The sequence below is a fragment of the Streptomyces sp. NPDC055243 genome, assembly GCF_044544025.1.
Classification (GTDB): domain Bacteria; phylum Actinomycetota; class Actinomycetes; order Streptomycetales; family Streptomycetaceae; genus Streptomyces.
The window spans coordinates 171817-184315 of sequence record NZ_JBITWR010000008.1 but is presented as its reverse complement, the minus strand read 5'-3'; the positions used below and the strand labels follow the sequence as shown (position 1 = coordinate 184315).

Annotated in this window: 13 protein-coding genes; 6 read left to right on the top strand and 7 right to left on the bottom strand. The window is 69.0% G+C overall.

Annotated features, from left to right (window positions below; all coding sequences use genetic code 11):
* Positions 1–20: 20 nt before the first annotated feature.
* On the bottom strand, positions 21–407 hold the full coding sequence (locus tag ACIGXX_RS24035) for a hypothetical protein (protein ID WP_351166234.1): 387 nt from the start codon (positions 405–407) through the stop codon (positions 21–23).
* 171 nt (positions 408–578) lie between these two features.
* On the opposite strand from ACIGXX_RS24035, the gene ACIGXX_RS24030 reads away from it, so the two are divergent.
* Positions 579–1178, top strand: a complete 600-nt coding sequence (locus ACIGXX_RS24030) for a hypothetical protein (protein ID WP_399978586.1) — start codon at positions 579–581, stop codon at positions 1176–1178.
* Between the two features lie 27 nt (positions 1179–1205).
* On the opposite strand, the gene ACIGXX_RS24025 is transcribed toward ACIGXX_RS24030, so the two are convergent.
* Positions 1206–1808 (bottom strand): HutD family protein, encoded by a 603-nt coding sequence (locus ACIGXX_RS24025; RefSeq protein ID WP_399978583.1) that lies wholly within the window; start codon positions 1806–1808, stop codon positions 1206–1208.
* Between the two features lie 371 nt (positions 1809–2179).
* Between ACIGXX_RS24025 and ACIGXX_RS24020 the strand changes: the two genes are divergently transcribed.
* Together ACIGXX_RS24020 and ACIGXX_RS24015 are read left to right on the top strand one after the other, a co-directional pair.
* On the top strand, positions 2180–2851 hold the full coding sequence (locus ACIGXX_RS24020; protein WP_399978580.1) for a DUF4232 domain-containing protein: 672 nt from the start codon (positions 2180–2182) through the stop codon (positions 2849–2851).
* A 554-nt stretch (positions 2852–3405) separates the two neighbouring features.
* Positions 3406–4071, top strand: a complete 666-nt coding sequence (locus tag ACIGXX_RS24015) for a nitroreductase (RefSeq protein WP_351166242.1) — start codon at positions 3406–3408, stop codon at positions 4069–4071.
* A gap of 200 nt (positions 4072–4271) precedes the next feature.
* On the opposite strand, the gene ACIGXX_RS24010 is transcribed toward ACIGXX_RS24015, so the two are convergent.
* Genes ACIGXX_RS24010 through ACIGXX_RS24000 form a run of 3 tightly spaced genes read right to left on the bottom strand, consistent with a single transcriptional unit; the run spans position 4272 to position 6755 of the window.
* On the bottom strand, positions 4272–5063 hold the full coding sequence (locus ACIGXX_RS24010; RefSeq protein WP_351166243.1) for an ABC transporter permease: 792 nt from the start codon (positions 5061–5063) through the stop codon (positions 4272–4274).
* Positions 5060–6043 carry an ATP-binding cassette domain-containing protein gene (locus ACIGXX_RS24005; RefSeq protein WP_399978575.1) on the bottom strand — a complete coding sequence of 328 codons (984 nt, stop codon included), beginning with the start codon at positions 6041–6043 and terminating at the stop codon, positions 5060–5062. Before ACIGXX_RS24005 ends, ACIGXX_RS24010 begins: the two co-directional genes overlap by 4 nt.
* Positions 6044–6086: 43 nt before the next feature.
* Positions 6087–6755: a DUF4097 family beta strand repeat-containing protein gene (locus tag ACIGXX_RS24000; protein ID WP_399978572.1), complete on the bottom strand. Its 669-nt coding sequence runs from the start codon at positions 6753–6755 to the stop codon at positions 6087–6089.
* Between the two features lie 259 nt (positions 6756–7014).
* Between ACIGXX_RS24000 and ACIGXX_RS23995 the strand changes: the two genes are divergently transcribed.
* Positions 7015–7770 carry a helix-turn-helix domain-containing protein gene (locus tag ACIGXX_RS23995; RefSeq protein ID WP_351168266.1) on the top strand — a complete coding sequence of 252 codons (756 nt, stop codon included), beginning with the start codon at positions 7015–7017 and terminating at the stop codon, positions 7768–7770.
* A gap of 63 nt (positions 7771–7833) precedes the next feature.
* Here the strand turns inward: ACIGXX_RS23995 and ACIGXX_RS23990 are convergent, their stop codons facing one another.
* Positions 7834–10170, bottom strand: coding sequence for a tetratricopeptide repeat protein (locus tag ACIGXX_RS23990; RefSeq protein WP_351168264.1), 2337 nt, complete (start codon positions 10168–10170; stop codon positions 7834–7836).
* Between the two features lie 147 nt (positions 10171–10317).
* Between ACIGXX_RS23990 and ACIGXX_RS23985 the strand changes: the two genes are divergently transcribed.
* A complete protein-coding gene (locus tag ACIGXX_RS23985) occupies positions 10318–11001 on the top strand; it encodes an HAD family hydrolase (RefSeq protein WP_399978568.1) in 684 nt (227 codons plus the stop codon).
* Between the two features lie 60 nt (positions 11002–11061).
* Here ACIGXX_RS23985 and ACIGXX_RS23980 read toward each other — a convergent pair whose 3' ends face one another.
* Entirely contained in the window at positions 11062–11703 is a 642-nt protein-coding gene (locus ACIGXX_RS23980; protein WP_361473862.1) for a TetR/AcrR family transcriptional regulator, read from the bottom strand.
* A gap of 154 nt (positions 11704–11857) precedes the next feature.
* On the opposite strand from ACIGXX_RS23980, the gene ACIGXX_RS23975 reads away from it, so the two are divergent.
* Positions 11858–12487 carry an MSMEG_1061 family FMN-dependent PPOX-type flavoprotein gene (locus ACIGXX_RS23975; protein ID WP_399978565.1) on the top strand — a complete coding sequence of 210 codons (630 nt, stop codon included), beginning with the start codon at positions 11858–11860 and terminating at the stop codon, positions 12485–12487.
* Positions 12488–12499 lie beyond the last annotated feature (12 nt).

The following is a 12499-nucleotide window of genomic DNA, read 5'->3' as shown; positions in this document are numbered from 1 at the left end:
GTGCGGTGATGGGTGAGCGACTACGGGTTGACGAACAGGTAGTCCGCGACCAGGCCGATCGGTGAGGACCAGTCGATGAACACGCGGATCGACACGACGCCGCTGTCCGGCGCGATGTTGTACACCTGGTAGCGGGCGCCGCCGATGAACTTGCCGCCGCTGCCTGTCGGTCCCTCGCTGATCGAGACGAAGGCACGGGTGTTGGGGCCGAAGCTGTTGGAGGTCAGGTTGAGGATCCACCAGCCGTTGCGCGGACCCCAGTTGTGCCGGTACGTCCACCCGAAGCCGGACAGATCCTGCGGGCTCACGCCTTCGGGTCGCTGCCCTCCGAGGAAGTGAATCTGCGACTCCTCGACCTTCGCTTCCTCGAACTGGACCTCTCCATGGCCCTCGGAACCTGCGGGCATGGTGTCCCTCCCTAGTGTCCGTGCGTGACGTGACAGTGGGCACACGTTCCTGCTGGGCCAACCGCGCGTCAAGGATGTATTTCGTGGGATACATCCGATTCGGCCACAGGATGTTCGGAGGCTTCGGGAGCGTCATCCGACGGGCGAGCCTGCCGGTCCAGGAGGGGGCCAGTGACCAGCCGACAGCGCGAACTCGGCCACAGCGTCAGCAGCGACAAGCCCTGCGAGGGAGCCGTTGCCCGCACCCGGGCGCTCGGCCTCTTTCCGGAGCGGTTGGAGCGTTCGCCCTACGGTGCGGACCTCGATGACCCCGGCGTGCAGCGGCCCGCCGACGAGGACTTCTGGTCCCGACTTCGCCGGTCCATCGACATGGGGCAGGCAGCGATATTGGAGGAGGAATACCTCAGCAACGCTTCCCGCTGGCACCGCCTCGCCCAGAACACCCTGGACGCGGTACGCGCCCGGCTCACCCCGCGTGCCCAGTTGACCGTCTGGCCGGACCTGCCCGCCGAACCCGACGGGGGCGCGGTGGAGTTCGTATGGGAGGGCGAGAACGGGGTGATCACCAGCACGATCGCCGACGCGTCCGAGTATCAGGAACTGACCGCCCACGTGGCCGGCGCCCGAGCCGCCGCAGCCTTGTCCCTGTACGTCGATGAACGCGATCCGCTGTTTACTGCCGTCCTGCCCGACCGACGGCTTTCTGCGGGCCCGGTGGGGGAGCGGTTAGACCGGGCGTCCCCCAACCTCACGCCCAGGGCGGTCCGTTGACTGACCGAGGAATCCGCCCGAATGTCGTCAGCGCGCCGCGGTGATCCTGATCTCGGCCACCGTGCCGTCGCCTCGCAGGGCCAGCGGTCCCGGGCCTTGGTGGCGTACGCAGTCGAGACGGCCCAGGGCGGTCTCCCCTCCCTCCGGCCCGCCGACGGCGAGTCCCTCGGTGGCAGCCATGACGAGGAGCGTTTCGCCCGCGGCGCACGCCATTTCCGCCCCCTGCGCGGCGGTGACGGTAACGATCTGCACGTGTGCCGTCGCCCGGCCCCTGCGGGTCATCACGTTCATGTCGCGCACCGCACCCGCCTCCAGCCGACAGTCTGTGGCCGCGTCGCCGGAGAACGCGAAGGGGCTCAACGGCTCGACCGGTTGCGGGGTTCCGTCCACGGTCAGCACCATGCCTTCGCCCTCGACCAGGGTGATCACGCGGTCGATCCCGGGAAAGGGGGAGAAGGCGCCTTCCGCGTCCACGTCCGCGATACTCACCCGCCAATCGAAGCCGTCCGCGGGCTTCGCCGAGGCGAGGGGCGCGTGGACGGCGCCCGACGCGACCTCGCGGGTCGTACCGCCGCCGTTCTTCCACGGCATGCTGCGGTAGTCGCTCCAGCGCAGAACGTCCTCGCCCATCTGAGGCCGCCTCCTTCTCCGTCGTACGCCTGGCCGCCTTCACCGGCGAGCCCGGGCCGCCACCAGGCGCCTCAGCCGTCGGATCGCAGGAGCACGCCCAGGCACGTGATCATCGAGTCCGTGGTCAGCCTACGTGCCGCCCTGGCGCGGAACCGTCCTCCCCTCGGCTGTCGTACGGCCAGGCGTTGGGGTGCGTTGGGGGATTCGAAGGTGCGCACGGCGGAGGGGGCATCACCGGGTCTCGCAGTCGCATGTAACAGGCATGTATTAGGGGGCGGGCGGGTGGAACGGCTTCCCGGGCCGCGGGGGTCCTGATGATCAGTATCGCCCGTTCGTGCCGATCGGACGACACCGACCGCAAGGAAGAATCGATGCGCTCCAAGAACCTCACCCTCGCCGCTCTGGCCCTCGCCGCAGGTCTCTCGCTCACCGCCTGCCAGGGGGATGAGGACGCCACCGCGAGCGGTAAGAGCTCCGGCTCCTCCTCCGGTTCGTCGTCCTCGTCGTCCTCGTCTTCGTCCTCGTCCGGGACCTCCGGCGGCAGCGGCGCAACCGACGAGAACACCGCGGGCGGCAGCGACGATTCGGCCGCTGGGGAGGCCGACGAGGGCAGCGGTGGCGGGCAGATCACCACCGGAACCTGCAAGACGGCCAACCTCGAGTTCAGCACCTCCCACGGCATGGGCGAGGGCGACCTCCTGGTCGCCCTGAAGAACACCGGCGGCGACGCCTGTTCCCTCAAGGGATTCCCGGGAGTCGACCTCAAGGCCGACAGCGGCCCCGGCGGCCTCAGCGCCGAGCGCAGCAAGCTCGCCGCCCCGGCGGTCGCCCTCAAGTCCGGTGAGACGATCCGCTTCACCCTCCACACCCCGCGCAACGACACCGGCGGCTCCGGCGGCTCCGGCCTGGACATCACCACCATCGTCGTCACCCCGCCCAACGAGACGCACTCCAAGACCCTGCCGGTCTCGCTCAACCTCCCCGTCTCCGACAAGGCCGTGGCGACCGTCACGGTGGACCCCGTCGGCACCGGCAAGCAGTAACCGAGCGTCTGAGGCCCACGGCGGGCCAGCTCGCCCGGTAACCGGTCCTGGTACTCGTAGGCGACGGTGAAGCGGCCCCTCCTACCCGTTCTTTTCCATATGAATACGATGCAGAGGGAACTTCAGGCGCACGGACGGCGGGAGGCCAGCGGGGTTGTCGCTCTGCAAAACCCCTGTCATCGGGGCTCGTTGAGCGGAACATGGATGACACGAGAGGTCCGCTCGCCACCCCGCCCCAAGGCCAACTTCTCACCGGTGCTTACTGGTTGGACTCTCCCGGGCACATGGGCGATGAATGCACGTGGTGCACGCAGTTGAAGCAGGCAGGGGCCACGTCCGAGCAACGGGTGGCTCTGCCGCTGGGTGCCGACAGCGCACGCGGGTGAGTCTCAGCGGTACTTCGTGATCGGTCGACGGAGGAACGTCGACGGAGGAACGTCGACGGAGCAATGGGGCCCGTACCGGCAACTCAAAGCTCCGTCCGGTCTGCTCGCCTGATGCGACGATCATCCTGGTGTCTTCGCTGCCCGCCATGGAGTGAGAGGGCGAAATACGTGGATGTGTATGAAGCCGTGGTCAGTCGCAGGGCTGTACGGGCGTTCAGCGACGAGCCGATACCCAAAGACGTACTCCAACGAGTGCTGGCCGCGGCCACACGGGCTCCGTCGAGCGGCAACCTCCAGCCCTGGCATGTGTACGTCGTGACCGGTGAGCCCCTGGCCGAACTGAAGAAGCGCGCGACGGCCAGGGCTCTGGCGGCAGACCCGGGCGACGATCGGGAGTACCCGATGTACCCGGCCGAGCTGACCTCCCCGTATCTGAACCGCTTCTCCGCCGCGGCCGCCCTGCGCTACAAGGCGCTGGGAATCGAGCGCGACGACCCCGGCAGACCCACGAAGATCGCTGCCTTGAACGCGGACGCGTTCGGGGCTCCGGTCGTCCTGTTCTGCTACCTGGACCGGACGATGGGCCCCGGGCAATGGGGCGACGCGGGGATGTACTTGCAGACGGTCATGCTGCTGCTGAGGGCGGAAGGGCTGCACAGCTGCCCCCAGGTGATGTGGACGACGTATCGCAAGACGGTCAGTCAGGTGGTCGGAGCCGATGACGGGCTCGTGCTGTTCTGCGGCGTCTCGGTGGGATTCGAGAAGGAAGGTGTGCCACGGCCACGTACCGGGCGGGCGGATCTGGCGGAAACGGTGAGCTTCATCGGCGCGTGACGCGGTGCCCCGGGGTACGGCGAGGGCTTCTGACGGGTCGTCCGGTGGCTCGGATCAGCGACTGAACGGCGACCCGGTCCTGGCGGTGGCCGAGCACGCCGAGAGGGCGGCGGGCTCCGAGACGGTGTCGGAGTACGCCGCCCTGGGGCGGGACGAGTGGCGGGACGAGTGGCGGGACATGGCCCGCGCTGTCATGGCGGTTACTTCGGGTCGCTGTTGAACTTTGAGGTCGACCAGAAGTAGCCGAGTACCGCGAGGCCGATGCACCAGGCGACGGCGAGCCAGCCGTTGTGCCCGATCTCGGTGCCGAGCAGCAGGCCGCGCAGGGTTTCGATGGTCGGGGTGAAGGGCTGGTATTCGGCGACGGGCTGGAACCAGCCGGGCATGGAGGTGACGGGGACGAAGGCGCTGGAGAAGAGGGGCAGCAGGATCATCGGCATGGCGTTGTTGCTGGCGGCCTCGGCGTTCGGGCTGACCAGGCCCATGCCGACCGCGACCCAGGTGAGGGCGGAGGCGAAGAGGACGAGCAGTCCGAAGGCGGCCAGCCATTCCAGGGCGGCGGCGTCGGTGGAGCGGAAGCCGATGGCCACGCCGACGGCGCCGACCAGGACGACGCTGGCGATGCACTGCAGCACGCTGCCGATGACGTGTCCGATAAGGACGGAGCCGCGGTGGATGGCCATGGTGCGGAAGCGGGCGATGATGCCTTCGGTCATGTCGGTGGAGACCGAGACCGCGGTTCCGACGACGGTGCCGCCGATGGTCATCAGCAGGATGCCCGGGATGATGTAGGCGATGTATTCGGCGCGATCGGCGCCGCCGCCACCGATGCCGGCGCTCATCACGTCGCCGAAGAGGTAGACGAAGAGCAGCAACAACATGATCGGCGTGAGCAGCAGGTTCAGCGTCAGGGACGGGTAGCGCCGGGCGTGCAGGAGGTTGCGGCGCAGCATCGTGGACGAATCGCGGACGGCGAGAGAGAGGGCACTCATCGGGCAGTCTCCTTGGGCTGGCTGGGCAGGCCGGGCAGTCCGGGCTGGGGGGTGGAGTCGGCGGTCAGGGCGAAGAAGACGTCGTCGAGGTCGGGGGTGTGCACGGTCAGTTCGTCGGCCTCGATGTCCTTCGAGTCGAGCCAGTCGAGGATGGAGCGCAGTTCCCGTTGGGTGCCGTCGCTGGGGATCTGGAGTGACATCGCTTCGTCGTCGCGGGCGGTTCCTTGGAGGGTGGATGCGGCGGCTTGGTATGCGGTCGGGTCGGTGAAGCGGAGGCGGACGTGGCCGCCGGGGATCAGGCGCTTCAGTTCCTCTGCCGTGCCTTCGGCGGCGATCTTGCCGTCGTTGAGGACGGCGATGCGGTCCGCGAGTTCGTCGGCTTCTTCGAGGTATTGGGTGGTGAGGAAGACGGTGACGCCGTCGGCGACGAGTTCGCGGATGATGCTCCACATGTTGTGGCGCGATCGCGGGTCGAGGCCGGTGGTGGGTTCGTCGAGGAAGATGATGCGTGGGTTGCCGACCAGGGTCATGGCGATGTCCAGGCGGCGCTTCATGCCGCCGGAGTAGGTGGAGGCGGGCTTCTTCGCGGCCTCGGTGAGGTCGAAGCGCTCCAGCAGCTCGGCTGCCACCCGGCGCCCTTCGGCGCGGGGGAGGTGGTGCAGGTCGGCCATGAGGAGCATGTTCTCCTCGCCGGTGATCAGGCCGTCGACGGCGGAGAACTGCCCGGTCACGCCGATCGCGGCACGTACCGCCTGCGGGTCGGTGCTGAGGTCGTGGCCGCCGACCTGGATCTCGCCGGAGACGGGGCCGGGGGAGAGCAGGGTGGAGAGGATCTTGACGGCGGTGGTCTTGCCGGCGCCGTTCGGGCCGAGCAGCGCGAAGACCGTTCCCGCGGGGACAGCCAGGTCGATGCCGTCGAGCACGACCTTGTCCCCGTAGGACTTGCGCAGCCCGTTCGCCGCGATGGCCAGGTTCGTCATGGTGGGTGCTCCTCAGGGGCTGCGGTTCAAGGACGTTGGGGAGTTAGAGGCTGCGGGCGGTGATGTTGCCGTAGGAGGTGGTGGCGTGAATGGTGAGGTCGGGGTTGCCGTCGGTGTTCTTGAGGGTGTTGTGGATGCGGCCGTAGGGGGTGCCGGCGTCCAGGGCGGCGGAGACGCCGCGGGCGGCGTCGACGGTGATCGCGCCGTGTTCGGTGCGCAGGGTGACCTCGCCGCGGGTGGCCTCGGTGATGGTCAGGTCGCCCTTCTGGGTGCTGAGCCGTGCGGGGCCGTTGAGGCGGCCGACGGTGATGTCGCCGGACTGGAGGGTCAGGCGGGCGCCGGCGGCCTCGTCGAGCTTGACGGTGCCCTGGGCGCCGTCGAAGGCGACCTCGCCAAGGCGTCCCACGCCGCGGAGTTCGGCGGCGGCGGCCGTGGCCTGGACCTGGGAGCCGGCGGGCAGCTGGACGGTCACCTCGACGTTGCCGGCGGCGCCCAGGAGCTGGTTGTTGGCCGGTGCGCCGGTGATGGTCAGGACGCCGTCGGCGTACGCGACGGTGGTCTGCTCGGCGGCCTTGACGTCGCGGCCCTTGGCGGCGTCGGCGGGCAGGACCTCGACGGTGGTGTCGCTGCGGTCGGCGGCGATGAGCCGGATGAGCCCCGCGGGGATGTCCAGGACGGTGGCGACCGGGGCGGGGGTGTCGAACTTCTGCATCGTGTTCTCCTCTGTTGTCTTGCCGATGTCGGCTCGGTGTTTCCGACAACGGAAAAGCTACGTTGCCTTCACGGTTCAGACAACAGAGTCGTTGCGCATGAACAGCATTACAGCAGGTCAGAGCACGTAAATCGTTGCGATGAGCTGGAATCTAATGCAACATTTGACGCGCGATCATTGCAATGGATTGCGAGTGAACGCTATGCTCGCGGCATAGGGAACAACGAAGAACCATCGAAGAACCATCAAGGAGACCGCGATGCCGGGAGGCAGGCTCACCCAGCAGGAACGCCAGCAGATCGCGCTGGGCGTGGCCGACGGCCTCGCCTACGCGGAGATCGCCCGAAGTCTCGACCGCCCCACTTCGACGGTCACGCGTGAGGTGATGCGCAACGGCGGTCCCACCGCCTACCGCGCCGACTTGGCCCACCGGGCCACCGAACGCCGCGCCCACCGGCGCAAGCAGGCCGCGCCCCGAAACTCGGAGGCGCTCCCGCAGGCCCATGGGCGTGACGCCGAGGCGGTGCGCGAGTACGAGGAGGTGTTCACCACAGTCCTCATAGCGTCGGGCATGCCGAAGATGATGGCGCGGGTGATGTCCTGCCTCACCCTGACCGACTCCGGCAGCCTCACCGCGTCCGAACTCGTCCAGCGCCTCCAGGTGAGCCCGCCGTCCATCTCCAAGGCGATCGCGTTCCTCGAGAGCCAGGGCTTCGTGCGCCGGGAACGTGACGAGCGCCGCCGTGATCGCTACGTCGTCGACGACGACATCTGGTACCAGTCGATGATGGCCAGTGCCCGCTCCACCGCCGACATCGTCAAGATCGCACGGCAGGGCGTCGGTGTCCTCGGCCCCGACACTCCGGCCGCCGGCCGCCTCGAGAACGTCGCCCGTTTTCTCGACTTCGTCTCCGAAGGCATCGCCCGCGCCGCCGAGCAGGCCCGCGAGATCCTGCACACGACAGGCGAACCGACCGCAGGCGGCACGGCCGAGCCAGGCCCGGATCGCGACTAGACAGCCGCGGCGCCCGCCGCCGAAACGGCCGGCCATGCGAACTGCCCTAGGGGAACGGCGACTTCAACGACCCGTACCGCGCAGCGCGGCCAGTGAGCGTTCGAGCGCATCGCGGCTTTCGACGGCTTCGGGATGTTCGGCGTCCAGGATGCGTGTCCTTGCCTGGAGTACGTCCTGGTGAATTCGAACCGCTTCTCCGAACTCACCAAGCCCGTACAGGGCCGTGGCGAGCGCATGGCGGCCGTTCAAGGTTCGGGGGTGGTCAGGGCCGAGGGCCTGGTGTGCCGTCCGCACCGTCTCGCGCGCGAGACGAGCGGCCTGGGGGTGAGCGCCGAGGCGATTCAGCGAGTCGGCCAGGTGGTTGAGGCTGGAGATCGTACGAGGATGAGCGGGCCCCAGCACCCGTGTGCGGATCTCCGCCACCTCGGTGTGGATCTCGGCCGCTTCTCCGGGGCTTCCCAGGCTGTCCAGGGCCAGGGCCAGCACATCACGGCTGGCCAAGGTCTCGGGATGGTCCGGGCCGAGTCTGCTGTTCAGGGCACGGGAGGTGTCCCTGGCCAGGTCGGCGCTCTCGGCGTGACGACCCAGGTACCGCAGGGCCCGTGCGAGGTGATGACGGCTGGAGATCGTGTCGAGGTGACTGGGGCCCAGCACGCGGGTACGTGCGGCAAGGACCTCCCTGTGCTGGTCGACGGCCGCGCTGTAGTCCCCCATGGCGCGTAGCGCGCGAGCGTGCTTGCCGAGGCACTCCAAGGTGTCCGGGTGGTCGGCTCCCAGCACCTGTCGTGCCATGGCGTGCGCGCTGCGCCGCAGAGCGAGTTGAAGCGGATGAGCGCCTGCGTCGCTGAGGAGCGCGGCGAGATTCTCCAGTGCGTCCCGGGCTTCGGGCAGTGGAATGGAGCCGTCTGTGCCGAGCTCGGCGACGAGCGCAAGGTGAGGTGCGATGAGCCGGGCGCGGTCCCATGAGGACTGCGAGGCTTCCGACAGTTCCCGGGCCTGCGACATCAGATGCCTGGCGACCTGCATGCGCCACTCGGCGACGTCCGGCGTCGTCACGGACAGGATGTAGGCGTTGACTTCGCGCACCAGCGGATGCAGGACGAGGCATGAGGCGGCGACATCGTCGGCGAGGGGAATCTCCGTGGTCTGCAGGAGGTCGTAGCGGCGGAGGCCGGCCAGGGCCTCGTCGAGGGCTCCTTCGGTGACGGTCTCGCCGACGGCCGCCTGGACGAAGTCCCCGACGATCAGGGGCCGCGGAATGGGTGCGTCCGCGAACAGCGACAGCAGCCGCAGGACGGGCCGGGCGAGCGGTCTGCGGTCCGCGGCGAGCTGGTCGAGGGAGATCTCCCAGGTGTAGCGGACCAGGACACGGGCTGTCTCCGGGTCGGTCGCATCAGGGTGCTCCGGGCCGAGCAAGGGAGCCAGATCCTGGTCCAGCGCCTGCTGGTACTCGGTGAACGTGCGGTAGCGGCTGGTCTGCTCGGTCAGGTAGCGGCCTGCTGCCCGCAGCGCGAGGGGGAGCCCTCCCAAACGGGCGGCGAGCTCCTTGGCCTCGGCCAACGTGCCTGCCTGGGGAGCCAGGTCGAGAAGTACCTGTCCTCCTGCCGGTGTGGTCAACGGGCGAAGTCTCATCAGTTCGGCTGCCGATCCCCAGAGGTCCTGGCTCGTGTCACGGCTCGTGACGAGGAGGAGGCCGCCGCCGTAGGGCCGGATCCAACCGCGGTAGTCACTGAGTTGTTCGGTGTCCGGAACGATCGGGCCGGGATCGTCGATGTTGTCGATGACGAGCAGCCACTTGCGGGTGCGGGCCATGTGAAGCCAGAAGACGTCCGGCACACTGTCATGGCCAGCCCGGGCCCGTTCCAGGAGCGAGTTGGGAAGCCCACAGGCCTCGGCGACCTGCGTCAGCTGTGCCTGCAGGTGCTCCAGGCCCTGCCACCGTATCCAGAAGCGCTCGTACCCCATGTCCGCCGCGTGGGCACACAGCATCGCGGCCACCGTCGTCTTCCCGATGCCGCCTCCTGCGCAGAGCACGGCGAAGCGTCCGTTGGGCTTGCGGAGCATGGAGGTGAGACGGTCCAGGTCCCTCTGCCGGCCGTGCATCCGCTCCGTCTCGACATGCGGGGGCCGCAGGGACACGGGACGCGTCATGGCAAGGGGAGGTGAGGAAGGCGGCGCGGTGGGCGGGGGCTCCGCGCCTCCCAGCCGCTGGCCGAACCACGTCAAGCCGATGCTGAGCACGGCCAACCCGGCGAAGGCCGGCCAGATCACCCAGGCCTCGTCGGCCCACGCGGGCACGGAGCTGCTGGCGTAGTTCGTCACCGGGCCCATGAGCACCGTCAGGGCAGCCAGCAGACCGGAGACGCCCGCGCCCGTGCGGGCCTGAGACCGCCGCCGCATGCCTTGCTCCTCGCCCAGCGTGCCGTTGCGCGACTATGCATGCCCCCGGTTCGGGCTGGCGACACCGCAGGGCCAAGAGGGATCGGTCCGAAGAATCCAGGCAGTGCGGGCAGGGGCCGGGCCAGGGGCTGGTGGCATGATCGAAGCGTGATCAGTGAACCTGGCCGGTGCGGTGCGACGCGGTGTGTGCTGTTCGATGTCGATGGCACGTTGATCGATGCCGTGGACAATCAGCGCCTGGTGTGGCGAACGTGGGCTGAGCGCCACGGTCTGGACTCCGGTGAGGTCTACCGGGTGGCGCTGCGGACGAGGCCGATGGAGACCTTCGCGCAGGTCGCGCCGGACCGGGACCCCCGGGAGTGTCTGGCCGCGCTGCACGAGCTGGAGGACGAGGACGTCCGATCCGGCGTCTATGCGGCCTTCGACGGTGCCTCGGAGCTGCTGAGTGCTCTGCGGCCCGGGTCCTGGGCGCTGGTGACGTCGAACTACGAACACCGGGTGCGTGGCCGCTTCGTACGGACCGGCCTGACCGTCCCGGACGTTGTCGTGGACGCGGCCGCGGTGGAGGAGGGCAAGCCGTCGCCGGCGCCGTATCTGCAGGCGGCGGCACGGCTCGGTGCCGCACCGGAGAACTGCCTGGTCATCGAGGACGCCCCCTCCGGAGTGGAGTCCGGGCTGCGTGCCGGGATGACGGTGTGGGGCGTCAACAGCCCCGTGGCGGTGGACGGCGTGCATCGCCACTTCGGCAGCCTGCGCGAAGCGGCCCGCGACATCCTCGCCTTCGCGTCCGGACAGGATCGCCGGTCACGGCGTACGGACGCCTCTACTTGACGGTGCGTCAACTCGCCCCGCCGTGCGGCAGAACCACCGGCCGCGTGGCTGGGGGCGCGCTCAGCCGCCAGGTGCCGCAGCCGGACACCCCGTCAGATAGCGGGTGAGCATGGTGACGAGTTCCTCCTCGAACCGGGCGACCTCGACCTGGCCCGGTCCTGCCATCACCCGGTGCACCACCATCTCCACCGTGGACACGACGAGCCGGGCGGCGACGTCGACGTCCGTGACCCGCACCTCCGGATGCTTCCCGAGCAGCTTGCGGGTGTAGGCGATCCACCTCAGCTCGTCCTGGGCGATCCGCTCCAGCAACTCCGGTGCGCGGGGGCCCTGCTCCATCATCACGCGCAGCAACTGCGGGTCGTCGCGGTGGTTCTCGATCGCGCCGCGCACGTAGAAGCGCATGATGCCCTCGATGGACTCCGGGAGCAGATCGTCCTGGTCCAGTGGGGCGGCGGCCATTCCGGCGTCGAGGTGCCGGGTCAGCAGCTCGACCAGGATCGCGTCCTTGTTCGGGTAGTACTGGTACAGCGACCCGATCGACACCCCGGCCCGCTCGGCGATCCGGTTGGTGGTCCCCGCCGCGTAGCCGTACTCGGCGAAAACGCGAGCAGCGGCATCGAGGATGCGCTGGCGGGTCAGCTCTGCCCGGACCTGACGGGGCTGTTTACGTGGCTGAAGTCCGCGGCGGTCGGACGTCATGGCACCTCCTGCGGCGGGCCGTGAAAGCGAGTAGCGCACGACGCGAGTAATTGCTCACAATAGTGCCATGAACTGCGGCGATGCGGGGCCGAGCGCCCGTGGTCGTGCGCCGATCCCTGCTTGAGGAAACCGAAGCCTGCCTAAGGAAAATGCCATGACGCATGCCCTCACGCGCCCTCGACGGGTCTCCCCGGAGGAGGTCCTTGCCCGGCTCGGGCCGCCCGAGCACATGGTCAGGGCGAAGCTGAAGGACCGTATCGACGACTACTTCCGTCACTTCATCGCCCACTCGCCGTTCCTGACGATGGCGACGGCGGACGCGGCCGGACGCGCCGACTGCTCGCCCCGCGGCGACTACCCGGGCTTCGTGAAGGTCCTCGACGAGCACACCCTGGCCCTGCCCGACCGCCCCGGCAACAAGATCGCCGACTCCTTCCGCAACCTCGCCGAGAACGACGGCATCGGACTGTGCTTCCTGATCCCCGGCATGCGCGAGGTCCTGCGGGTCAACGGCAGTGGCTACGTCACCGACGAGCCCGATGTGCTGGTCCGGATGCGCACCGAGGCCAAGGAGCCGGAGCTGGCGATCGTCGTCGAGGTGGCCGAGGCGTACTTCCACTGCGGGCGGGCGCTGATCCGCTCGCGGCTGTGGGATCCCGACAGCCGGGCGCTCGCCGAGGGGATGCCGTCGATGGGCGAGATCGCGGCCGCGCAGTTCGGTGCCGACGTGGACGTGGGGCTGCTCGAACGGACCCTCGAGGACGGCTACCGCAAGCTCTACTGACCCGGCCGCACC

What these genes read in the sequence shown, in the direction of transcription:
- ACIGXX_RS23990 (WP_351168264.1), bottom strand. Translation starts at nt 10,170, where the DNA reads ATGCGGCGGCGGTCTCAGGCCCGCACGGGCGCGGGCGTCTCCGGTCTG.
- ACIGXX_RS24025 (WP_399978583.1), bottom strand. Translation starts at nt 1,808, where the DNA reads ATGGGCGAGGACGTTCTGCGCTGGAGCGACTACCGCAGCATGCCGTGG.
- ACIGXX_RS24005 (WP_399978575.1), bottom strand. Translation starts at nt 6,043, where the DNA reads ATGACGAACCTGGCCATCGCGGCGAACGGGCTGCGCAAGTCCTACGGG.
- ACIGXX_RS24020 (WP_399978580.1), top strand. Translation starts at nt 2,180, where the DNA reads ATGCGCTCCAAGAACCTCACCCTCGCCGCTCTGGCCCTCGCCGCAGGT.
- ACIGXX_RS24035 (WP_351166234.1), bottom strand. Translation starts at nt 407, where the DNA reads ATGCCCGCAGGTTCCGAGGGCCATGGAGAGGTCCAGTTCGAGGAAGCG.
- ACIGXX_RS23975 (WP_399978565.1), top strand. Translation starts at nt 11,858, where the DNA reads ATGACGCATGCCCTCACGCGCCCTCGACGGGTCTCCCCGGAGGAGGTC.
- ACIGXX_RS23980 (WP_361473862.1), bottom strand. Translation starts at nt 11,703, where the DNA reads ATGACGTCCGACCGCCGCGGACTTCAGCCACGTAAACAGCCCCGTCAG.
- ACIGXX_RS24000 (WP_399978572.1), bottom strand. Translation starts at nt 6,755, where the DNA reads ATGCAGAAGTTCGACACCCCCGCCCCGGTCGCCACCGTCCTGGACATC.
- ACIGXX_RS23995 (WP_351168266.1), top strand. Translation starts at nt 7,015, where the DNA reads ATGCCGGGAGGCAGGCTCACCCAGCAGGAACGCCAGCAGATCGCGCTG.
- ACIGXX_RS24010 (WP_351166243.1), bottom strand. Translation starts at nt 5,063, where the DNA reads ATGAGTGCCCTCTCTCTCGCCGTCCGCGATTCGTCCACGATGCTGCGC.